Consider the following 23326-nt stretch of genomic DNA (forward strand, 5'->3'; position numbering starts at 1 on the left):
ACCGTGCGCGGCAGGCTCCGCCGTGGAGATTTAGCCGCTTTCGGGTGTTTTATCGCCGCTGCGATCTACGTCACTGGTCAACTCTGGATCCACCCGACCGAGCAGTTGCACGCCACGAACGGGACGGACCAGTCGTTCTTCCAGTGGATGCTGGCGCACGCCGCGTACGCCGTCACCCACGGCGTGAACCCCATGCACGACGCGATGATGAACGTGCCCGACGGGGTCAACCTGATGGCCAACACCTCGGTGCTCGCCATCGCCGTCCCACTCATCCCGGTCACACTGCTGTTCGGGCCGGCCGTGTCGTACCTGGTCATGCTCACCCTGGCCTTCGCCCTCACCGGCTGCGCCTGGTACTGGCTGCTGTCCCGGCACGTCGTGACCAGCCCGCTCGCCGCCTTCCTCGGCGCGGCGCTCTGCGGCTTCGGCCCCGGCATGATGGCCCAGGGCAACGGGCACCCGAACCTGGTCGCCCAGTTCCTCATCCCCGTCATCCTCTGGGCCGCGCTGCGCCTGCGCCACGGCCGAGCTGTGCGCAACGGGATCGTCCTCGGCCTGCTCGTCGTCTGGCAGGCGTTCATCAACGAGGAGGTCCTGTTCCTGTCCACCATCGGACTGGGACTGTTCGTCGTCGCGTACGCCGTCCAGGACCGGGCGGGCGCGCGGGCGGCGTTGCGTCCGATGGCCGCCGGGCTCGGGGTCGCGGCGCTGGTCGCCGGGGCGCTGCTGGCGTACCCGTTGTGGTACCAGTTCTTCGGGTGGCAGAGCTACCGAGGCCTCCCGCAGGGCGTCGAGCACTACGGCGCGGACCTGGCGTCCTTCCCGGCCTTCGCCCGGATGTCGCTCCTCGGCGACCCGGTCGAGGCCGGCCGGCTCGCGCCCAACCCGTCGGAGGAGAACACCTTCTTCGGCTGGCCGCTGCTCGTCGGCGTCGTCGTCGCGGTCGCCTGGCTCTGGCGCGAGCACCGGGTCCGGGCACTGGCCTTCGTCGGCCTCGTCCTGTCGCTGTGCGCGCTCGGCCCGAAGGTCACCTCCCACGCCCTGAACACCGGCATCCCCGGGCCGTGGATGTTCATCGCCCGGCTGCCGCTGTTCGACACCGTCGTACCGGTCCGGATCGGTCTGTTCGTGCTGCCCGTCGTGGGGATCCTGACCGCGGTGGCCGTGCAGCGGCTGATCGAGGCGACCGCCGACCGTCCCAACGTGCGCCGGGTCGCCTACGTCGCACTGGTCCTCGTGCTCGTCCCGCTGCTGCCCGCGCCCCTGCCGGCCGTCAACGCCCCGGTGCCGAGGTTCATCGCCCACGGCGAGTACGAGCGCTACGTCACCGGCGGCCGTTCGATGGTCACCCTGCCGCCCCCGCACGCCGGCGACGCCACGGTCATGCGCTGGTCGGCCTCGCGGAACCTCGACTTCCCGGTCGCGGCGGGTTACTTCCTCGGTCCGGGCGGTGACTTCGGCACCTCGCTGTTCGGGCCGCCCAAGCGCGCCTCCGACCACCTGTTCACCAAGGTGATGCGGACCGGCACGCCCTACCCGGTCACCGACGCCGACCGGTCCCGGGCCCGCGACGACCTGCGGTTCTGGCGGGCCGGCGCGATCGTGATGGTGCCGAAGGCCGACCCGACGCTGACCGAGGCGATGCTGCGCACCGCGACAGACCTCTATGGACCGCCGAAGTGGACGGGCGAACTGTGGGTGTGGGACGCCCAGGTCGTTCTCGAGACGCCCTTCACAGCCAGTTAACGCGCGGTCTTCTATGCTCGCCTCGGCTCGGAGTGCCGAGGCGAGCATCCACGGAGGTAGACGGGGCATGGCGGCAAAGGTTGGCGGGACACGGAAGTCCGGGGTGGTCGTGACCCTGGCCGTGACGGTGGGCCTGCTCGCCGCGGTGGCGCTGACGGTGTTCGGGCTGGGCATAGCCGACAAGGCCGTCGCCGTCTTCGACTCCAGTTCCTGGGTGTGGAGCGCCAAGTCCGGCGAGCTGGGCCGGATCAACGGCCGGACCGCCGCCGTCGACACCCGGCACAAGATCAAGGACTCCCAGGGCCACGAGGTCGCGATCACCCAGAACGACCGGTACCTGATCGTGCGCGACCTCACCACCGGCAAGGTCAGCTCCCTGGACCTCACGACGCTGCAGGTGTCCGCCGTCACCGACACCGCCCCCGGCACCGGGGTGAGCATCGAGCTGAACAAGGACGTCGCCTTCGTGGTCGACGGCGCGCAGGGCGCGGTCCGCCAGATCGACCCGCTCACCCTCACCCCGGTCGGGCAGCCGCTCCGGTTCCCGCCGGGCCTGCGCAGCGGAGGGTTCGACGACGAGGGCCGGCTGTGGCTGGCCGTGCCGAGCGAGGGCACCGTCGTCGCCGTGCGCTCCGGCGTCAAGGGCGCCGACGCGACCGTCGCGAAGACGGTCCCGGCCGCCGAGCCCCGGCACGACATCTTCCTGTCGGTGCTGGAGAAGGGCGTCGCGGTCCTCGACCAGACCGCCGCGGCGCTGGTCACCATCTCCGGCGACGTCGTCCGGCGGATCCCGCTGCCCCTGGACAAGCCGGCGGCCATGCCGGAGCACACCACCGGGGCGGAGGTCCCCGTCACGGTCTCCGACGACCGGCACGTCTACGTCGTCCACCAGGACAAGGTCCGCGACTTCGCCGTCCCCGACCAGGGCACGGCCCTCCAGCCGGCGGTGGCCTGGGCCGGCTGGTTCTACGTCGCCGACACCCTCGGCCAGCGGGTCTACGTGATCGACGGTTCCGGCGCCCTCGTCGACCGGATCAAGCTCGACACCGGCGGCGGCCCCGTCGACCTCGACGTGCGCGAGGGCCGGCTGTTCATCAACGCGCCGGGCGGCTCCGGGGCGCAGGTCGTCGACGACAAGCACAAGGCGACCGCGGTGAACAAGTACCCGGGACAGGTCACCGGGGGCGATCCGCCGCCGCCGGTGAAGAAGCCCGAGGAGAAGCCGCCGACGCCGCCGACCGGCCCGCCGAGCGCCCCGGGCGCCGTCACCGCCGTCGCCGGGAACACCATGGCCACGGTCAACTGGACCCCGGCGGCGGAGAACGGGCTCGCCATCACGAAGTACGTGGTGACGGGCGGCCCCGACCCCAAGCCGATCGAGGTCGGCGGCAGCCAGCGCACGGTCACCGTGTCCGGCCTGACCAACGGCACGCCCTACACCTTCCAGGTCAACGCCGTGAACGCCAAGGGCCCCGGCCCCAAGCGCGCTGCGCCCCCGGTCGTCCCGACCCGCGACGTGCCCGACCCGCCGGCCTCCGTCGCGGCCGCCGCGAACCCGGACGGCACGGTCAAGGTGACCTGGCCGGCGGCGAACGGCCAGGGCCACAAGATCGTGAAGTACTCGGTGACGGCCGTCAGCGCCAAGGGCGACGTCGCGGCCGGCGACTCGGCGAACCCGGAGCTGGTGATCGCCGACAAGAAGCTCGCCTACGGCACGCAGTACGCGTTCACGGTCGTCGCCGTCAACGACCTCGGGGCCGGCAGCAAGCCCTCGCCGGTGAGCCCGTCGGTCACGCCGTTCGCCAGGCCGGAGGCCCCGAAGAACCTCGCGGCGGCGACCGTGCCCGGCCAGGCCGGCGCGGTCACCGTCACCTGGGGCCGGCCGGCGGAGAACGGCCGGGCGCTGGAGAAGTACGTGGTGACGGCCAACGGCAAGGCCCAGGACGTGCCGGCCGCCGACACCTCCGTGACCCTGACCGGCTTCGGCAACGGGGCGAGGGTGGACGTCAAGGCCACAGCGGTGAACGCCGCGGGGCCGGGTCCCGTCGCCACCGCCACCGCCACGACGGTCTCCGCGCCGACGATGACGGTCACCGGCCATTCGGCCACGGTCACCGAGGTCAGCGTCGACGTCAACGTCGGTGCGGGCGGCGGCTCGCCGACCTGCACGCTGACGGTCGCCGGCAAGACCGCCTCGGCGGCGTGCTCCGGCGCGGCCAAGCTCACGGTCGGCGGGCTGTCCCCGTCCACCGACTACCCGTTCACCGTGGTCGCCACCAATGTGGCCGGGTCCAGCAACCAGGGCACCGGCAACCAGAAGACGAACACGGTCCAGGGCGTGGCGGTGTGCAAGAACAACATGTCCAGCTCGGACCCCGCCCAGCACACCTGGTGCGACAACCCGGCCAACGCCATGGCCGTCCGCAGTGGCACTTCGCTGAGCAGCGGAAAGGTCGGCTCGGGCCGGGCCTCCAACGGGTCCACCTACGATGCGATCTGCATCACAAACGGCCAGAGCATCGAGCCGTACGTCTACAACCAGCCAAAGAACGCGAGCACGGTCTGGGTCCGGATCAACTTCGAAGGTTCGCAGGGGTATACGCCTTTTGCGTGGTTCAACCTGAATGGATATGACATCAACTCCACGGGGCCCCTACCTGGCTGTTAGTTCACGATCACCCTGTGTCGCCAAGTCCTCTCTGGTCTCGACCGGCCGCGATGGAATGCCTGATGAAAGGCGTCACATCGCAGCCGGTCGATTGCCTTGACGGAGGACTTATGATGACGACGGTTCGGGGCCGGAGATTGTGACGGAGGGCCGCGGGGGCATGACGCGCACAGTGGGCAAGAGATCGGGAGTGGTCGTCACCTTGTCGGTGACGGTCGCGATGCTGGCCGCCGTCGCTCTGACCGTGTTCGGTCTCGGCATCGCCGACAAGGCCGTCGCGGTCTACGACTCGAGCGCCTGGGTGTGGAGCTCCAAGAAGGGCGAGCTCGGCCGGATCAACGGCGTCAAGGGCACTGTCGACACCCGGACGAAGATCAAGGACTCCGAGGGTCACAACGTCGAGATCACCCAGAACGACCGGTATCTCATCATCCGTGACCTGGAGACCGGTCGGATCAGCTCGCTGGACCTGACCACTCTGCAGGTGGCGGCCACGATGGACGCCCCGGCCGGCGTCGGGATCACCCTCGCGCTCCGCGACGACGTCGCGTTCGTCATCGACAGCACCCAGGGTGCCGTGCGCCAGGTCGACCCGCTGACCCTCAACCCGCACGGCCAGCCGCTCCGGCTGCCCGTCGGGCTGCGCAGCGGCGGGTTCGACGTGGAGGGCCGGCTCTGGCTCGCCGTGCCCAGCGAGGGCACGGTCGTGTCGGTGCTGGCCGCGAAGAAGGGCGCCGACCCCACCGTCGAGCGCACCACGGTGGCCACCGACCCGCGGCACGACATCACGCTGTCCGTGCTGGACAAGGGCGTCGCCGTCCTCGACCAGACCGCCGCGGCGCTGGTCACGATCCGCGACGACCTCGTCAAGACCTTCAAGATCCCGATGCGGGCCCCGGGCGCGGTGCCCGACCACACCAGCGGCAGCGACATCCCGGTCACCGTCTCCGACGACAAGCACGTCTACGTCGTGCGGTCCGGCACGGTCCGCGAGTTCGAGGTCAAGGCCGACCAGGGCCGCGCGCTGGAGCCCGCGGTGGCCTGGGCAGGCTGGTTCTACGTGGCGGACAAGCTCGGCGACCTGATCTACGTGCTCGACGGCGACGGCAACCAGGTCGACCGGCTCACGATCAAGTCCGGTGGCGGCGGCGTCGACCTCGACGTCCGCGAGGGCCACCTCTTCATCAACCCGCCGGCGGGCGGCGAGGCGACGGTCATCGACGACAAGCACAAGCAGAAGACCGTGCTGAAGTTCCCGAACACCGTCCCCGGTGGCGACCCGCCGCCGCCCCCGCCTCCGCCGCCCCCGCCGCCCCCGCCGAAGGAGCCCGTCCCCGAGGTGCCCGGCGCGCCGGCCACGGTGAGCGCGCTCGCCGGCAACGCCGAGGCGCGGGTCAGCTGGGGCCCGGCGAAGGAGAACCTGTCACCGATCGTGAAGTACGTGATCGAGGGCGGCCCCAAGCCGGTCGAGGTGGGCGGCAGCCAGCAGACCACGACCATCACCGGGCTGACCAACGGCACCACGTACACGTTCCAGGTGCACGCGGTGAACGGGGTCGGGCCCGGCGCGAAGCGCGCGTCGAACCCGGTGACCCCGTCCTCGCAGACGCCCGACCCGCCCGCCAGCGTGGCCGCGCAGGAGAACAAGGACGGCACGGTCAAGGTGACGTGGCCGGCGGCGAACGGCCAGGGCCACAAGATCGTGCAGTACCAGGTGACGGCGTATGCGGCCGGTGGCGCGACCGTGGACCTCGGCAAGTCGGCCACCACCGACCTGATGGTGCCGGACAAGAAGCTGAAGTACGGCACGCAGTACAGCTTCAAGGTCGTCGCGCTCAACGACGTGGGCGGGGCGAGCAAGGAGTCCGACCCGAGCAACACCGTCGTGCCGTACAACAAGCCGGCCGCCGTGACGAACCTCAACGCCGCCACGGACACCGGCAAGGCCGGCACGGTCAACGTGAGCTGGACGGCCGCCGTGGCCAACGGCGCGCCCGTCACGGGCTACGTGGTGACGGCCAACGGCGCCAGCCGCACGGTCACCGGCACGTCCACGGTGCTCACCGGCTACGGCGAGGGCCAGGCCGTCAAGGTCGACGTGCACGCCGTGAACAAGGCCGGCGACGGCCCGACCGCCTCGGACACCGCGACCACGATCAAGCGGCCGGCCATCACCGGCGGCGCGGTCACCGGCAACATCAGCTCGGCGAGCGTCGCGTTCACCGTCAACGACGGCGGCTCGGCGACGAGCTGCCGGATCGACTTCAGCGGGCCGAACGGGAGCAAGGGCAAGCCGGGCAGCTGCAACAGCTTCACCCTCGCCGGGTTGTACGCGGGGGCCGGCTACAACTTCACCGTGTACGCGTCCAACGCCGTCGGCGAGGTCACCTGGGCCGGCAGCGTCAACACCGACGCCGTGAACGGCTCGATCTGCGGCGGCACCACCTGCACGAAGGTCGAGATCCGGGTCGACCCGTGCTATCCGAACCCGGCGGGCGGCGCCGGCAACGGCTGCTCCACCCACGGCGGGTACAGCGACGCGGTCGGCGCGGGTTTCCGGGGGAACATGAACAGCGGCGCCGGGCTGAACATCTTCTGCCAGCACGACTCCGGGCAGTCCATCCGGAACCAGAACGGGGTGTCCAGCTCCGTCTGGGTGAAGATCCGCAACGCCCCGAACGGCGAGGGCTTCCTGCCCTGGGTCTGGTCCGGCACCGGCGCGAACATCCGCGACGGCCTGGCAGACTGTGGGGCCACGCCGAACTGATCCGTCCCCGCGCGGGAGCGCCCAGCACTCCCGCGCGGTCTGAACACCGCACAGCGCACCACCTTCAAGGAGCATCTGACGTGACCGCGCCTCATCCCCTCACCCCGGCCGAGACCCAGGGCTACGCCAGCGTCTTCGCCCGCCTGGCCGACAACGTCGGCTCGGTGGTGCTCGGCAAGCCCGAGGTGGTGCGGCTCGCGCTCACCGCGCTGTTCGCGGAGGGCCACGTCCTGCTGGAGGATGTGCCCGGCGTCGGGAAGACGACCCTGGCCAGGGCGATCGCCGCGTCGGTGCGGGGCAAGTGGCGCCGGATCCAGTTCACCCCCGACCTGCTGCCGTCCGACGTGTCCGGCGTGACGATCTTCAACCAGGCGAGCCGGGAGTTCGAGTTCCACCCGGGTCCGGTGTTCGCGAACATCGTGATCGCCGACGAGATCAACCGCGCGTCGCCCAAGACCCAGTCGGCGCTGCTGGAGGTCATGGAGGAGCGCTACGTGACGGTGGACGGCGTCCGGCACCCGGTGCCCCGGCCGTTCCTCGTCGTCGCCACCCAGAACCCGGTGGAGATGGACGGCACCTACCGGCTGCCCGAGGCGCAGCTCGACCGGTTCCTGATGAAGCTCTCGGTGGGCTACCCGAGCGAGGAGGTCGAGATGGAGGTGGTCCGGGGCGGGGCCGCCGGCCGCTCGCCCGACTACCTCCAGCCGGTCACCGACACCGACACGGTCGCCCAGCTGGCCCGGCTCGCCCAGCGGGTGTACGTGGCCGACGCGCTGTACGCGTACGCGGTCCAGCTCGCCTCCGCGACCCGCCGGCACGCCCAGGTCCGGGTCGGCGTCAGCCCGCGTGGCGTGATCGCCCTGGTCCGCGCCGCCCAGGCGTTCGCGCTGTCCGACGGCCGGGCCTACCTGCTGCCGGAGGACATCAAGGCCCTCGTCGAGGCGGTCTTCGCCCACCGGCTGCTGCTCAGCCCCGACGCGCAGCTGCGCGGGGTCACGTCCACGGCGGTGCTGGGCGAGGTCATCGAGACCGTGGCCGTGCCGCAGCCGGCCGGGGTGACCCAGTGAGGTCCGCGTACGCCGCTCAGCCGGGGTGGCGCTGACGATGCGGGTCACCGCGCGCGGCTGGGCGCTGGTCGGCGCCGGGCCGGTCCTCCTGCTGTCCGGCTTCCTTTTCGGGTACCCGGAACTGGCCGTCCTCGGGGTCGTCGCGCTCGTCGCGTTCGCCGTCGCCGTCGGCATCGTGAGCCTGCGGGCCGCGCTGACCGTCGGCCGGCACCTCGACCCCGACCGGGTCACCCGCGGCGAGCCGAGCACCGTGCACCTGACCATCCGCAACGACAACCGGCTGCGGGGCATGACCGTGATCGCGACGGACCGGTGCGGGTCGGCGGGCATCCCGGTGCCGCTGCTCCGCCTGCGCCGGGGTCACGAGACCCAGACGGTGTACCAGGTGCCGACCAGCCGGCGCGGCGTCGTCGACGTAGGGCCGCTGCGGATCGTGCGCACCGACCCGCTGGGTCTGGCGGAGGTGGCGCGGTCCTACGGGGCCACCGGCCGGGTCTGGGTGCACCCGGTGGCGCACCCGATCCGGGCGGTGCCGGCCGGTATCGCCCGCAGCCTCGACGGCCGGGTCGACAAGGTGCCGCACGGGCACGTCACATTCGACAACCTGCGGGAGTACGTGGTCGGCGACGACCTGCGCAGCGTGCACTGGCGCACGTCGGCGCGGGTCGGCGAGCTGATGGTCCGCGAGCACACCGACACCAGCCTGCCGGTGATGGTCGTCGTGCTCGACGACCGCGCGGACGCCCACACGCCGGAGAGCTTCGAGGAGTCCTGCGAGGCGGCGGCGTCGATCGTCACCGCGGCGCTGCGCGAGGGCCTGCACGTGCGGCTGCGTACCGTGAGCGGGGCGGAGATCTCCGGCACCCAGGGCCGCAACGTGTTCCTGGACCTGTTGGCCGAGGCGGCCCTGGGCGCGGCGGAGCCTGACCTGGCCCCGGCCGCCGACCGGTTGCGGATCGGCCGGTTGGGCGACACCTTGATCTTCCTCACCGGGCCGGGCGGTGTCGCGGACGTGCGGCAGATCGCGGCGCTGCGGGCGCAGTACCCGGTGATCGTGGTGGGTCTGATCGGCGCGCCCGACGCGACGCCGACGGCGGCCCCCGGCCTGCTGGTGCTCGCTGCGGCGGACGCCTCCGAGTTCACTGTGGCCTGGGACGGAGTAGGACGATGGTGACGAAACTGGCGCGCGGCGCGCTCCCGGTCGTCATCCTGCTGGCGCTGACCGGCCTCGCGGGCCTCGCGGGTGCCCGGATCTACGCCGAGGGCCCCCTGCTGCCGCTGCTGCTCGGCGCGGCGGCCGCCTCGATCCTGCTCAGCACCCTGCTGCGGCCCCTGCCGAACTGGACCGTCGCGCCGGTGTCGATGCTCGCCCTCGGCGGGTACACGCTGCTGGCGGTCCAGCTGACCATGCGGGGCGACGCGGACGCGACCCTGATGTCGGCCTATCTCGACGCGGCCCGCAACGCGTTGCCCCGGTTGCTCACGGCGGCGGTGCCGATCGAGGCAGCCCCGGACACGGTGCTCGTGCCGATCGTGGCGGTGTGGCTCGCCGGCCTGCTCGGCGCGGAGCTCGCCGGGCGCGGTGGCCGGCTGCTGTTCGGCGCGCTGCCCCCCACGGTGGCGTACGCGGCGGCGCTGGTCCTCGCCGGCCCCAACGCCCAACCGGCCCTGTGGCAGCCCCTGGCGTACGCGGCGGTGTGCGCCGTCGGCCTGGCCCTGACCGCCCGGCAGCGCACCGACGCCCCGGTGCTGACCGGCGACCAGCCCAGTCCGGCGAAGGACCGGGTGTTCCAGCTCCGGGCGATCGGGGGCGCCGCCGCCGGGCTCGCCGCGATGCTCGCCGTGGCGGTCGCCGCCGGCCCGCTGGTCTTCGGCGGCGTGGCCAAGGAGCCGCACGACCCCCGCACGGCGGTCGTCCCGCCCCGCGAGGACGCGCTGGACGCCAACCCGCTGATCCGGATCTCCGGCTGGGCCGCGCAGCCCACCCAGCACCTGCTCGACGCCGAGCTGCCGGCGGACATGCCGATCCGGTTGGCGGTGCTCAGCGAGTACGACGGCGTGACCTGGAAGGTCGGCGCGGACTACCGCAACGCCGGCAAGGTGCTGCCCAGCGTCACCGGGCCGGCCACGACGGGCAAGTCCAGCGTCGTGAAGCAGAGCTACACGGTCGCGGAGCTCGACGGCGGCCTGGTGCCGGCGGTGAGCACACCCAACCGGATCGACAACCTGCGGGTCGCCTTCGACAGCCGCAGCGGCACCCTGTTCAAGGCCGACCGGCTGGCGACGGGGCAGAAGTACCAGGTGGAATCGGTCTACACGAAGCCGGACGTCAACCTGCTGTCCGTGGCCGACGTGCCGAGCGGCGACGCCTACGCCCGCTACCTCAGCGTCGGCTCCACCCTGCCGACCGACCTGGTCAACATGGCCAACCACATCACGGAGAACAACCCGGGGGCGTACGCGAAGGCGTACGCGTTGCAGGGCTTCCTCGCCGAGCACTACAAGTTCAACCCGACCGCCGCGAGCGGGCACGCGCTGCCCAACCTGCAGTTCTTCCTCACCAAGACCGTCGCGGAGGGCGGCAGGCAGGGCACATCGGAGCAGTTCGCGGCTTCGTTCGCCGTCCTCGGCCGGATGATGGGCCTGCCGACCCGGGTGGTCGTCGGGTTCAAGGGCCGCTCCGGCAAGCACCCGGTGCTCGCCTCGGACGCCACGGCCTGGCCGGAGGTGCTGTTCACCGGGGTCGGCTGGGTCTCCTTCGACCCGATGCCCCAGGACCAGAACACCAAGCCGCTGGAGGACGACTACACCCCGCCGCCGCCGACCAAGACGCCGTCGGTGCCGCCGTCGCAGGTGACCCAGTCGCCGCTGGCCTCGACGGCCGCCCCGGCCACCGGCGTCGGGAGCGCCGCGGAGCCGGTCCTGACGGCTCCGGTGCTCCTGATGCTGTCCGGGGTGCTCCTGTTCGGGCTCCTTGTCGTCGGCGCCCTGGTCGTGGGCCTGCTCCGCCGGTCGCGCACCGGCAGGAGACTGCGCTCCGGCACCCCTTCCGAACGGGTACTCGGCGCGTGGCTGGAGGTCCGCGACGCCATCCGGCTGGCCGGGCACACCCCGCCGCCGCACCTGACCGCCAGCGAGATCGCGTTGTACGCCTCGCTGATCCCGGTCCGCCGCCGGTCCGCCCGGCACGGCGAGCCGTTGCCGGCGCTCGGGCCGCTCGCGGAGCTGGTCAACGTGGTCGGGTTCGCGCCCGGGCTGCTGGGGGAGGCCGAGGCCCGGCTCGCGGTCGAGCAGGCCGTGGCCTACGTGCGGGAGCTGCGGGGGCGGCGGTCGCTGTTCAACCGGGTGGCGTGGTCGTTGAGCATCCGGCCGTTGCTGTGGAAGCCGAGCCGGCCGGTGGTCGCCGAGCCGGGCATGTCCCACGCGACACCGCACGCCTAAGCCGAGTCTCGCCCGCGCGGCGTTGCGATGCCAGCCGGCATCCGCTCCCGGCCGCGCGCCGCAGCCCAGCTAGCCCGTCCCCTGGGGCAGGTCCCGGGGCCGGGCTCAGGTCTTCGTCGGGCCCGGGGTCTTCGACGCGCCCGCCGACCCGCTCGGCAGCACCCGCTTCGTGCACACCTCGGGGGCAGGGGCGATGTTCGCGCCGGGGTACAGCGAGGCCACCACGAAGCAGTGGTTGAACCGCGTGTTCAACCCGCCCTTGAACTCGTGCGACGTGACACCGGCCTCCAACAGCACCGGCTGGAGCGCCGGGGTGCTCTCACCCACCCGGTGGCTGGTGATCGTGACCGGGGCCTTGCCGCCGGAGTTGTCCACCCAGGTGATCACGACCGAGCTCCCGTCGGGGCTGTCCTTGAGCGTGACGTTGGTCGGGGCGCCCTTGGCGCTCACCCCGACCGACCCGGTGGCCTGGGGGCCGGGGGTGTCGGGGTCGCCGCCGGAGTTCAGCGCGACGATGCCGCCGACGATGAGGACGATCAGCACCACGGCCGCGGCGCTCAGCCCGACGATGATCCGGTTGGAGTTGTCGGGGGCCGGCCGCTGGTAGACGATCGGGCTGACCGGCACCGGCGGATACGCCCCCGTCGGCCCGGACACCGGCTGGTAGGCACCGGGCGGCCCGGACACGGGCTGTGACGACACCGGCTGTGACGACACCGGCATCCCCGAGACCGGCGCGGAGCTGTACGGGGCCGGGCTGAACGGGGCGGGGAACGACTGCTGGTGACCCGGCGCGGGCTGGAACGGCGGCTGGGAGGCGTAGGGCTGCTGCGTCTCGTGACCGGGGGCGCGGAACCCGCTCGGCGGGCCGCTGACCGGCGGGGCCGAGATCGGCGGGTGCAGCGGGGCGGCGGTGAACCCGGTGGGCCCGGCCGTCCTCCTGCCCTCGGTCTCCGGGGCGGCGTCGTTGTGCGGGGCGACCGGCGGGGCCGCCGGGTCGCCACCGGCGAGCGTGGTGTTCTGCTGCTGCCACTCGGGGACCGGCTCCCAGCTGCGCCGGGCCGGCGCGCCGGCGCCCGTGCCGGCGCCGGGCCACATCGGCCACTCGGTGTGCCCACCGGTCTGCACCGGATGCCCACCCGCGCCGACCCCGGGCCCACCGGTCGCCGGACCGCCCGTCGCCGGCCCGCCCGTCGTCTGCGGCGGCGCGAACGGCGAAGGCTGCTGCATGAACCCGGTCGTCGCCGCGGTGTTTGCCACGGCGTTCGACGAGGCGTTGGTGGCCGACGAGAAGGTCGCGTCCATCCCGTACGAATGCCGGCGCAGCGCCTCGGCGAACGCCATCGCCGAGCTGTGCCGGTCCGCCGGGTTCTTCGCCATCGCCCGGGTGAGCTCCTCGTGCAGCCACTCGGGGACGTCGACGCGGGGCACCCGGGGCACGGGCTGGTTGAGCACCCGGTCCCGGAAGGACATCGGGTCGTTGCTGGCGTTGGGGTCGGCGAACGGCGGCCGGCCGGCGAGCAGGTTCCACATCGTGGACGCGAGGCTGTACAGGTCCGACGAGCCGCTCTGCGCGCCCAGCATGAACGCCTCCGGGGAGGCGTGGTGCGGGGTGAGCTTGCCCATGGTCATCGTGCCGGCGAGCGCGTCGGGGGCGCGGGCGATGCCGAAGTCGGCGAGCGCCGGCCCGAACTGCGACCGCAGGATGTTCGGCGGCTTCACGTCGCGGTGCACGATGCCGGCCTGGTGGGCGGCGTGCAGCGCCTCGCCGATCTTCATGCCGACCTCGAGCACCTCGGACACCGTCAGCGGGCCGCGCTGCTTGAGGATCTGCGCGTAGGAGCCGCCCTCGCAGTACTCCATGACGATGTAGGGGTTGCCGTCGGCCGTGGTGCCGGTGTCGATGATGCTCACGATGTGCGGCTGGCTGGACAGCGCGACGGTGGTGGCCAGCTCCTGCTCGACCGTGGCCTGGGTGGTCATCACGTCGTCGATGAGGAGGACCTTCACGGCGACCATGCGGTTGAGGCGGGCCTGGGTGGCCCGGAACACCAACGCCGTGCTGCCGTTGGCGATCAACTGCAGGTCTGAGTAACCGGGGAGGGCCGGGATCATCGGGGTGGACACGTGCCCATTGTGCTAGTCGGCGGCAAGGTTCGGTAGCACGGTCGGATCACGAGTATCTTTGCGTGGTTTGTCATGGTATTCAGGCCGGGGAACAGGCGTTATCCGGCGCGTGGAAAGATTGATGGCAAACCCAGGACTCTCGGAGGCAGTAGCACCGTGGCGCAGTTCATCTTCACGCTCGAAAAGGCGCGCAAGGCGCATGGTGACAAGGTCGTCCTCGACGACGTCACGCTGAGCTTCCTGCCCGGTGCCAAGATCGGTGTCGTCGGGCCCAACGGAGCCGGTAAGTCCACCCTGCTCAAGATCATGGCCGGCACGGAGCAGGTCAGCAACGGCGAGGCCAGGCTGATGCCGGGCTACACCGTCGGCATGCTGGCCCAGGAGCCGAAACTCAACGAGGAGAAGACCGTCCTCGAGAACATCGAGGAGGCCGTCTCCGAGACCAAGGCGAAGCTCGCCCGGTTCAACGAGATCGCCGAGCTGATGGCCACCGACTACTCCGACGAGCTGATGGAGGAGATGGGCGTCCTGCAGGAGGAGCTGGACCACGCCAACGCGTGGGACATCGACTCCGTGCTCGACCAGGCCATGGACGCGCTGCGCTGCCCGCCCGGCGACGCCGAGGTCGGCCCGCTGTCCGGTGGTGAGCGCCGCCGGGTGGCCCTGTGCAAGCTGCTCCTCGAGGCCCCGGACCTGCTCCTCCTCGACGAGCCCACCAACCACCTGGACGCCGAGAGCGTGCTCTGGCTGGAGCAGCACCTGGCCGCGTACGCGGGCACGGTCATCGCCATCACCCACGACCGGTACTTCCTGGACCACCTCGCCGACTGGATCCTCGAGCTCGACCGGGGCCGGACGTACCCGTACGAGGGCAACTACTCCACCTACCTGGAGAAGAAGGCCCAGCGGCTCGCGGTGGCCGGCCGCAAGGACCAGAAGATGCAGAAGCGCCTCACCGAGGAGCTCGAGTGGGTCCGCTCCAACGCCAAGGCCCGCCAGACCAAGTCCAAGGCCCGGCTCGACCGGTACGAGGAGATGGCCAACGAGGCCGACAAGACCCGCAAGCTCGACTTCGAGGAGATCCAGATCCCGCCGGGCCCGCGCCTGGGCAACACGGTGATCGAGGCGAAGGACCTGGTCAAGGGCTTCGGTGACCGGACGCTGATCGAGAACCTCAGCTTCTCCCTGCCGCGCAACGGCATCATCGGCATCATCGGCCCGAACGGCGTGGGCAAGACCACCCTGTTCAAGACGATCGTCGGGCTCGAGCAGCCGACGTCGGGCTCGGTGAAGGTCGGCGAGACGGTGTCGCTGTCCTATGTCGACCAGAACCGGGCCGGCCTCGACGGCGACAAGACCCTGTGGGAGGTCGTGTCCGACGGGCTCGACCACATGATGGTCGGCAAGGTCGAGATGCCGTCCCGCGCCTACGTGGCCGCGTTCGGCTTCAAGGGCCCGGACCAGCAGAAGCCGACCAAGGTGCTCTCCGGCGGTGAGCGCAACCGTCTCAACCTGGCGCTGACCCTCAAGCAGGGCGGCAACGTGCTGCTGCTCGACGAGCCGACGAACGACCTCGACGTCGAGACGCTGTCGAGCCTGGAGAACGCGCTGCTGGAGTTCCCGGGCTGCGCCGTGGTCATCTCCCACGACCGGATGTTCCTGGACCGGATCGCCACGCACATCCTCGCCTGGGAGGGCGACGACGAGAACGAGGCGAAGTGGTTCTGGTTCGAGGGCAACTTCGAGTCCTACGAGAAGAACAAGGTCGACCGCCTCGGCGCCGACGCCGCCCGGCCGCACCGGGTCACGCACCGCAAGCTGACGCGTGACTAGGCATCTGTACGAGTGCCCGCTGCGCTGGTCCGACATGGACGCGTACGGGCATGTGAACAACGCGCGTTTCCTCACGCTGTACGAGGAGGCGCGCGTCGCCATGTTCTTCGTCGACGTGCCGTTGCCGGAGCTCAAGGACGGCGTGGTGGTCGCCCGGCACGAGATCGACTACCTGTTGCCGGTGGGGCACGAGGCGAAGGTGCGGATCGAGACCTGGATCGAGGAGATCAAGAACAGCTCCTTCGTCGTGGCCTACGAGCTGTTCGCCGACGGCAAGCTCGCCAGCCGGGCCCGGACGGTGCTGGTGCCGTTCAACCTGGCCCACCAGGTGCCGCGCCGGGTGACGGCGGTCGAGCGGGCCTTCCTGGAGAAGTGGCGGGAGGCGTGAGCCCGCGGACGGGTGGCGACCTGGGCGCGTTCTGCGCCCGGGTCGTCCGGTTCGACCCGGGCACCCTGGTCCGGCTGAGCGGGGGAGCGGTGTGGGCCCGGCTGCCGTTCGACGTGCTGGTCACCCGCCCGGTCGAGGCCGGCTCCGGCGATGTCACCTACCGCGCGGACGAGCTCCTCGAAGCGGCCGTCAGCCCGCCGCCCAGCCGGGACGCGGAATGGCGGGGCGCCCTGCCGCGCGCCGCCGGCCGTACCCTCGAGGAGATCCCCGCCGTCGAGCTGCGTCGGATCGCCGACGCCGCTGCCGCCACGCTGCGCGACGCGCCCCCTACCCTCGGCGAGCGTCGGGTGCGCGACGCTCTGCTGGAGCACGTCGCGATCACGGTGTCCACGGATGACGGCGAGTCCGCCGAGATCCCGCTCCGCCTGGTGCTCGGCCTGACCCGGATGGGCTTCCTCGGCGAGGCGCCGGTGGCGGTCCGGCGCAGTGGCGGGTGGACGGGGCTCGTGGGGGAGTTCGGCGCGGCCTGGTACCGGCCGGCACTGACTTTTCGCACCATCTGAACAACAACGGTCCGGTGTCACGCGTCATGGAAGACGGTCTCGATTTGGCCTAACGGACCAATGCGGACAAGCCGAAAGTACTAGCCGGGGGCTTGCCCGATCGGGCCCACACTAATGTCCGAAATGATACGTACGGTGGAGAAGGTCATGCTGATTCGGGGGCTGACAGCCCCAGGTTTGTCCGGGTAGCGTCGGGGCGGCATGAACCGTCCCGATGTTAGGAGTGAGTCATGGCGTGGTGGCGCTGGGGTCACGACAACCCGCACCGCGATGAGACGGAGTCCGAGGGTGGTCTCCGGGTTCAGCTGCCCCGGCAGCGTCGCGGCACAGGGGCGGTCGGCCCGGTCACCATGGAGCGGATCGGCGCCTCGCTGTCCCGGCAGGAGATCCGGCACCTCACCGACGCCGACGGCGCGCTGCTGGCGCTCTGGGAGCGGCACGCGGTCCTGTTCACCCTCGAGGGCCCCGATGACGAGATCCTCGTCGTGCGGGCCCGCGCGCACGCCACGACCCCGCAGGAATGGTCCGAGCGGGCCTACGCCGCGGCCAACGAGTGGAACCACGCCCGCCGGTTCATGAAGGCCTACGTCGGCGACCCGACGGAGCGCGGCGGCCTGCCGTTCTACGCGGAGATGCAGGTCCCGTTCCTGGCCGGCGCGCACGACGAGCTGATCGACGAGCTGATCGACTGTGCCGCCGCCGTCGCCGCCACCTACGTCGACTGGCTGCACTCGGACGCCGGGGTTCTCTAGACCCATTTTTTGGTTACGCCACGTTCCCGACCCGGCCACGTCGGTCGATCGGCGGCAATGGCGGCCCGTCACCAGGCTCCCCGCAGGTTCACCTGTGGGGAGCCTTTCGCGGGTGCGTTCAGTTGGTCAGCCGGCAGCTCCTGAGGATCGGACTGGCCGCCACGGCCCGGTCGCAGAGGTCCCGGGCGGTGGCGAGCGCCTGTTCCTCCCCGTCGGCGATGAGGAACACCGCGATGTCGTAGCGGTCGGAGCGGACCCGGGTCCTGACGTGTTCGACGCCGTCGGCCGGGGTCGTGTGGCTCCAGAGGATCTCGGTGACGGTCGACGGTTCGAGTTCGGCCGGGTCGGGGTGTACGAGAGCGAGAGTGACGAGGTGCATGGCTGGTCCTGTTCCCGGGCCGGCTCCCGGGGAGCTGGCCGGTGTCCGAGTCGGGCCCGGGTTCATGGAGTGCCCCATCCCGCGCCGTCCGCGACCATCGTCACCTGCGACATGACAAACTCCACCCGTGTGAACAATGAACTGTTTGTGGAGGTTCCACTCCGATGTGGCGTGTTCCTCCGATGTGGTGAACTCTGCCAGCGGGGCCGGGGGAAGTCAGCGGTTCCGGGTTGGCACCAAGGTGCTTTGCACTTTCCTGCCACCTCGGAGTTGTGGCCGGTTAGCTCTTGATCCAGGTGTTTCGCCCGCCCACAATAAGGTCCGAATCAGCAGCGATCACGGGGGTGGTGCCATGCTGCAGGTACTTGGGCTGTCCGGCCCGACAGAAGCCGTATACAGGGCAATGCTCGCACATCCAGGCTGGGGCATAGCGGATTTGTCCGCTGGTACCGGTCTGCCCGACGACCTGGTCCGGTCCGCACTGGACGAACTGGCGGACCTCGCGCTCCTCCGCCCGTCGGAGCAGGGCGCCGGCGGACTGCGGGCGGTGAGTCCCGAGGTGGGGCTGGCCGCGTTGCTCGCCGCCGCCGAGGCCGAGGCCGCCGGCCGGCAGCGCCAGCTGGAGGCGACCCGGGCCGCGATCGCCGCGATCGCCGCCGAACACGACACCGGCCGCACCGAGGACGGCTCCGTCCGTCTGGAGGGCATCGACGCGGTGCGGATCCGGCTGGAGGAGCTGTCGGTCGGGGTGTGCCTCGAGGTCGCGTCGCTCAACCCGGGCGGCGCGCACCGGCCCGACGCCCGGCAGGCCAGCGGCCCGCTCAACCAGCAGATCCTCGAACGCGGCGTCGCGATCAGGGCCGTGTGCCGGGAGAGTTTCCGCAACGACCCCGACACCCTCGCGCACGCCCGCTGGCTCACCGGGCTGGGCGGCCAGATGCGTACCGTGGCCACGGTGCCGATGCCGCTGGTCATCTTCGACCGGCGGATCGCGATCCTGCCCCTGGACCCGGACGACTCCCGGGCCGGCGCGATCGAGGTCCGCAGCCCCGGGGTGCTGGCGGCCTCGTGCGCGCTGTTCGAGCAGACCTGGGCGGCGGGGACGCCGTTCGGGCAGGCGGCACTGCCCGACGACAACGGCTGCACGCCGGTCGAACGCGCCCTGCTGGAGATCATCTCCTCGGGTCACACGGACGACACCGCGGCCCGCAAGCTCGGGCTGTCGCTGCGGACGGTGCGCCGGATGATGTCGGACCTGATGGAGCGGCTCGACGCGCAGAGCCGGTTCCAGGCCGGGGTCAACGCGACGAAGAAGGGCTGGCTCTGACGGCGGCCCACCGCCCGGCGCGGAGAGCCCGCCGTGGTCGGGCGGGGCCGTCAGGGCGTGGTCGGGGAGTCCAGCCACCGGTCGATCAGCGCCGTCAGGTCCCGGCCGGTGTGCTGGTTCACGAAGGCGGTGAACGACGCCCGGTCCTGGGTGGAGCCCCGGTGCTGTCCCGGCCAGTCCCGGGCCAGCGCCCAGAACTCCGCGTCCCCCACCAGCTTGCGGATCTCGTGCAGCATCAGCGCGGCGCAGGTGTACACGTTGCCCTCCGCGAAGCTGCCGGGCTTCGGGTCGCCCGGGGGCCCGGCCGCCGTGCGTAGCCCGCCGTCGGCCGCGCGGGCGGCACGTTCCCAGCCGGCGAGGTCGGTGTGGTCGCGCTCGGCCTCCCAGACCCGCTGCAGGTACGTCGCCCAGCCCTCGTTCAGCCACACGTCCTTCCAGGTGGCCGGCGTGACGGTGTCCCCGAACCAGTGGTGGGCGTACTCGTGCAGCAGCACCCCCTCCAGCTTCGCCGGCTGTACCCGCCCGCCCAGGGTCACCATCTGCTGGGTCTCCATCCCCGACGGCGACTCGACGAGCACCACCCCGGCGGTGGGGAACGGGTACGGGCCCAGCCGCTGCTCCAGCCACGTGATCAGGGCGGGCGAGCGCTGCAGGAACGGCAACCGCTCGGCGTCCCCGGCCCGGGTCCAGTAGGTCAGGGGCAGGCCACCCGGCCCGGTGCCCGTGGTCTTCTGGTACCGGCCGACGGCCAGGGTGGTCAGGTAGCTCGCGACCGGGTCGCTCGTCGTGTAGCGGTAGGTGGAGCCCTGGACCGGGCCGGGCGTGCCCGAGGCGATCCCGGCCCAGCCGGCCGGCACGGTGACGGCGATGTCGTAGAGGGCCTTGTCGGACGGGATGTCGTTCGCCGGGTACCACGTGAAGGCGCCGTAGGGCTCCTGCATCGTCCACAGTGACCCGTCGGTGCCGATGTTGAGCCCGAGGCCGACGGCGTCGGTGCGGTGCGAGGGCATCGGCGTCGACGTCGGGGTGCCCCGGTAGCGCACGACCAGGGTGGCGCGCCCGTCGGCGGCCAGCGGGTGGGGGACCGTGAGCTTGTCGTCCGCGAGGGCGCCGGTGACGGGCGCGCCGTCGAGCGTGACGGCATCGAGGGCGTAGGTCGAGGAGAGGTCGAGAACCAGGGAGTCCAGGGCGCGGGTGGCCCGGACCGTCAGGGTCGCGGTACCCGAAAAGGTCCTGGTGTCCCAGGTCAGGTCCAGGCGGTAGCGCAGCACGTCGATGCCGGCATTGCCGCGTCTGGGGTAGATCGGGTCGGCGACCGGGGTCGACAGACCGGCGGAGTCCGGCACCGCGGCGGTGGGGACGACCCGCTGCGGCGTGGCCGTGACGGCGGTGCATCCCGTGGCGAGCAGCGCCGAGCAGACGGCGACGGCGATGGATGGACGACGCATGCCGCGACCCTACGGTCGCAAGGTCGCGGCAGCGTCACAGCGCCGGAGAGAACGGGACTACGCCGGGGTGGTCGGCGAGTCGAGCCACGCGTCGATCAGGGCTGTGAAGTCCTGCCCGGTGTGCTTGTTCACGAACGCCGTGAACGACGCCCGGTCCTGGGTGCCCTTGTTCCGCGCGATCCAGTCGCGGGCCATCGCGTAGAACCTCTCGTCCCCGACCGCCTGGTGGATCTCGTGCAGCATCCCCGCCGGGCACAGGTAGACGTTGCTCTCCGCGAAGCTGTCGGCCTTCGGGTGCCCGGGCGCGCCGAGCCTGGCCCGCAGGTCGGCGTCCCGCTTGCGCAGCCAGGTCTCCAACTGCTCGTCGGTGACGTGGTCGCGCTCGTCCTCCCAGAGCAGCTGCGCGTACATCGCCCAGCCCTCGTTGAGCCACAGGTCGTTCCAGTTCGAGGTGGTGACGGCGTCACCGAACCACTGGTGGGCGTACTCGTGCAGCATGTCGCCGTCCATCACCGCCGGCAGCCGGGACTTGTCTGCCACCTTTGGGATCCCGATCGTGATCATCTGCTGGGTCTCCATGCCCGACTCCGACGGGACGAGCACGACGCCGGCGGAGGGGAACGGGTACGCCCCGAACTTCTTCTCCAGCCACTCGATGTACGTCGGCGACTTGCGAATCACCGACAGCATCCCCTCGTCGGCCCCCGGCTTGAACCAGTAGGTCAGCGGCAGGCCGTGCGGCCCGACGACGGACTCCTTCTGGTACCTGCCGACCGCGAGCGTGGTCAGGTAGCTGGCCACCGGGTCCTTGGACCCGTAGGTGTACGTGTTGCCCTTCCGCTCCCCGGGCGTGCCCGACGCGATCGCGGCCCAGCCCTCGGGCGCGGTGACGGAGATGTCGTAGAGCGCCCGGTCGGACGGCTGGTCGTTCGCCGGATACCAGGTGTACGCCCCGAACGGCTCCTGCATCGTCCACAGCTCGTTGTCGGCGGTGACCGTCAGGCCCAGGCCCTCGGCGTCGCCCCGGTGCGACGGCATCCGCACGGTGGCCGGCGTGCCGTGGTACTTCACCACGAGCGTCACCGGCTTGTCCTTCGTCAGGGTCGCCGGGACCGCGAACTTCGCACCGGCGACGCTGCCGGCCTGCGGCTTCCCGTCGACGGTCGTCGCGTCCAGGGTGTAGGCGGCGAAGTCCAGCCGGATCTCCGTCAGGTCGGCCAGCGGACGGACCCCCAGGGTGGCCGTACCGGTCAGCGTCCTCGTCGTCGGCTCCCAGGCGAGCTCGAGGCCGTAGTGCAGCACGTCGAGCTGGGGGTTGCCGTGCTCGGGGTAGAGCGGGTCGGCCACCGGGGTCGAACGCCCGGCGTCCCAGGCGGCGTAGTCGACGGCCGGGGCCTTGGCCTCCGCGGAGGCCGTGGCGGTGGCCGCCGGTTTCGGATCCGTGGTGCAACCCGCGAGGGTCAGGGCCGCGAGGGACGCGGCCACGAGAGAGGTGCGGCGCATGCCGCGAACGTATGTGGGAAAAATATCGGGCCGATCACGGGTCGAGCGGGAAGATCCCCAGCCGCGCGTGGTACTCGCGACCCAGGTGTTCAGTGTCACTCCCCACGAGCAGTCCGCCGTCGAACGCCAGCAGCGCCTCGGTGCCCACGCCCCGGTCCTTCGTCGGGTTCCAGGCCAGCGCCTCACCGGTCCGCGCGTCGATGGCCCCGATCCCCGGCCGGGACACGGCACCCCGGCCCGCGTACTTGTTCCCGTACGGGTTGTCGAGCCACTGCTGGTGCCCGCCGACGTACACCGCCGCGTCGGTCACGGCCACCGACAACAGCGTGTTCCCGCCGGTGTGGTTGACCCACACCGGTTCCCGGCCCGCGCCGCCGTCCGTGTCGAACCGGACGGCGCTGTTGCAGATCAGGTCGGGCCCGGCGGCGTGCCCGCTGGCGACCACGACGAAGTACGAGCCGTCGGCGGAGACGTCCACGCCACGCAGGTACGTGTCGTAGTCCGGGTTGCAGGGGGAGGCCGCGACCGCGTCGGTCGACCAGGCGGCCACCTCCGCCCGCGCGCCGCCCGTGCGCGCCACGGCGAGCTGGTAACGGTCCTGTCCGGACACCGCCGTGAACGTGCCGTCGAACACCAGCACCCCGCCGTCCGCGCTCACCGTCATCGACTGGACCCACACCTTGCCGGCCGGCCGGGTCAGCGCCAGGTCGAAGTCGGGGTCCACCCCGCCGGTGGCCGCGTCGAGCCTGGCCAGCGCCCGCCGGGACACGCCGCCGATGGTGGCGAAGTCGCCGGCCACGTACAGCCGGTCGCCCCGGCTGGCCAAAGCGCGCACCAGACCGGCGCTGTCGTCGATGGCGGTCCGGAAGCCGGCGTCCAACCAGCCGTCCAGCCGGACCTTGGCCAGGCCGTGCCGCGCGCTGCCGTTGACCTGGCGGAACTCGCCGCCGGCGAACACCGTGCCGGCCGCGCCGGGGGCCAGGGCCCGCACCGGGCCGTCGACCCGCGGCGCGAAGGGGAGCACGTGGCCGTCGGCGAGGCTGAACGCGAACAGGTTCGAGCGGTCGAACGAGCGCCCGGCGGCATCGCGCACCGCGGTGAACTCGCCGCCGACCACGACGGTGTCGTCGAGCACCGCGAACGCGTACACCGTGCCGTCGAGGACGTGCGGGGTCCAGTCCACCGGGTCGACGGACACCACGTCGGGCTGGTCGAAGCCCGCGCGGGCCGGGGCGATGGTCAACAACCCGGCGGCGAGGATGGCTGTGAGGGTCAGCAGTCGGCGGCGCATAAATGGATCAACGACCCAGATCC

16 protein-coding genes are annotated in these 23326 nt (G+C 71.6%); 11 read left to right on the plus strand and 5 right to left on the minus strand.

The window, feature by feature from the left end; all coding sequences use genetic code 11:
* The first annotated feature begins 3 nt into the window (after positions 1-3).
* The 6 genes from IW245_RS34235 (at position 4) to IW245_RS34260 (ending at position 11692) form a co-directional block, all read left to right on the plus strand.
* Positions 4-1749 carry a DUF6311 domain-containing protein gene (locus IW245_RS34235; protein WP_197007246.1) on the plus strand — a complete coding sequence of 582 codons (1746 nt, stop codon included), beginning with the start codon at positions 4-6 and terminating at the stop codon, positions 1747-1749.
* A gap of 67 nt (positions 1750-1816) precedes the next feature.
* Entirely contained in the window at positions 1817-4417 is a 2601-nt protein-coding gene (locus IW245_RS34240; protein WP_197007247.1) for a fibronectin type III domain-containing protein, read from the plus strand.
* A 160-nt stretch (positions 4418-4577) separates the two neighbouring features.
* Positions 4578-7184, plus strand: a complete 2607-nt coding sequence (locus IW245_RS34245) for a fibronectin type III domain-containing protein (protein WP_197007248.1) — start codon at positions 4578-4580, stop codon at positions 7182-7184.
* An 80-nt stretch (positions 7185-7264) separates the two neighbouring features.
* A complete protein-coding gene (locus IW245_RS34250) occupies positions 7265-8251 on the plus strand; it encodes an AAA family ATPase (protein ID WP_197007249.1) in 987 nt (328 codons plus the stop codon).
* 37 nt (positions 8252-8288) lie between these two features.
* Positions 8289-9425: a DUF58 domain-containing protein gene (locus IW245_RS34255; RefSeq protein ID WP_197007250.1), complete on the plus strand. Its 1137-nt coding sequence runs from the start codon at positions 8289-8291 to the stop codon at positions 9423-9425.
* Positions 9419-11692: a transglutaminase TgpA family protein gene (locus IW245_RS34260; RefSeq protein ID WP_197007251.1), complete on the plus strand. Its 2274-nt coding sequence runs from the start codon at positions 9419-9421 to the stop codon at positions 11690-11692. Before IW245_RS34255 ends, IW245_RS34260 begins: the two co-directional genes overlap by 7 nt.
* Positions 11693-11797: 105 nt before the next feature.
* Here IW245_RS34260 and IW245_RS34265 read toward each other — a convergent pair whose 3' ends face one another.
* Positions 11798-13819, minus strand: coding sequence for a serine/threonine-protein kinase (locus IW245_RS34265; RefSeq protein WP_197007252.1), 2022 nt, complete (start codon positions 13817-13819; stop codon positions 11798-11800).
* 156 nt (positions 13820-13975) lie between these two features.
* Here IW245_RS34265 and ettA point away from each other — a divergent pair, with 156 nt between their 5' ends.
* The 4 genes from ettA to IW245_RS34285 all read left to right on the plus strand — a co-directional run bounded on the left by ettA (position 13976) and on the right by IW245_RS34285 (position 17355).
* Positions 13976-15652 carry an energy-dependent translational throttle protein EttA gene (gene ettA, locus IW245_RS34270; protein ID WP_197007253.1) on the plus strand — a complete coding sequence of 559 codons (1677 nt, stop codon included), beginning with the start codon at positions 13976-13978 and terminating at the stop codon, positions 15650-15652.
* The gene (locus IW245_RS34275; protein ID WP_233473078.1) at positions 15645-16040 is read left to right on the plus strand and encodes an acyl-CoA thioesterase; all 396 of its coding nucleotides are present in this window, start codon (positions 15645-15647) and stop codon (positions 16038-16040) included. The genes ettA and IW245_RS34275 overlap by 8 nt, the downstream gene beginning before the upstream one ends.
* Positions 16037-16603 carry a DUF8185 domain-containing protein gene (locus IW245_RS34280; protein ID WP_197007254.1) on the plus strand — a complete coding sequence of 189 codons (567 nt, stop codon included), beginning with the start codon at positions 16037-16039 and terminating at the stop codon, positions 16601-16603. The genes IW245_RS34275 and IW245_RS34280 overlap by 4 nt, the downstream gene beginning before the upstream one ends.
* Positions 16604-16833: 230 nt before the next feature.
* On the plus strand, positions 16834-17355 hold the full coding sequence (locus tag IW245_RS34285) for a type III secretion system chaperone family protein (RefSeq protein WP_197007255.1): 522 nt from the start codon (positions 16834-16836) through the stop codon (positions 17353-17355).
* Between the two features lie 118 nt (positions 17356-17473).
* Here the strand turns inward: IW245_RS34285 and IW245_RS34290 are convergent, their stop codons facing one another.
* Complete coding sequence (locus IW245_RS34290; RefSeq protein WP_197007256.1) at positions 17474-17734, minus strand: hypothetical protein; 261 nt, start codon at positions 17732-17734, stop codon at positions 17474-17476.
* A gap of 352 nt (positions 17735-18086) precedes the next feature.
* On the opposite strand from IW245_RS34290, the gene IW245_RS34295 reads away from it, so the two are divergent.
* Complete coding sequence (locus IW245_RS34295) at positions 18087-19061, plus strand: helix-turn-helix transcriptional regulator (protein ID WP_197007257.1); 975 nt, start codon at positions 18087-18089, stop codon at positions 19059-19061.
* A 50-nt stretch (positions 19062-19111) separates the two neighbouring features.
* Here the strand turns inward: IW245_RS34295 and IW245_RS34300 are convergent, their stop codons facing one another.
* From IW245_RS34300 to IW245_RS34310, 3 genes are read right to left on the minus strand one after another with little or no spacing between them, the layout of a single operon-like run.
* Entirely contained in the window at positions 19112-20509 is a 1398-nt protein-coding gene (locus tag IW245_RS34300) for a M1 family metallopeptidase (RefSeq protein ID WP_197007258.1), read from the minus strand.
* Positions 20510-20566: 57 nt separating this feature from the next.
* Positions 20567-22012 carry a M1 family metallopeptidase gene (locus tag IW245_RS34305; protein WP_197007259.1) on the minus strand — a complete coding sequence of 482 codons (1446 nt, stop codon included), beginning with the start codon at positions 22010-22012 and terminating at the stop codon, positions 20567-20569.
* 34 nt (positions 22013-22046) lie between these two features.
* Positions 22047-23303: a delta-60 repeat domain-containing protein gene (locus IW245_RS34310; protein WP_197007260.1), complete on the minus strand. Its 1257-nt coding sequence runs from the start codon at positions 23301-23303 to the stop codon at positions 22047-22049.
* Positions 23304-23326 lie beyond the last annotated feature (23 nt).

The sequence above is a fragment of the Longispora fulva genome (assembly GCF_015751905.1).
GTDB lineage: Bacteria > Actinomycetota > Actinomycetes > Mycobacteriales > Micromonosporaceae > Longispora > Longispora fulva.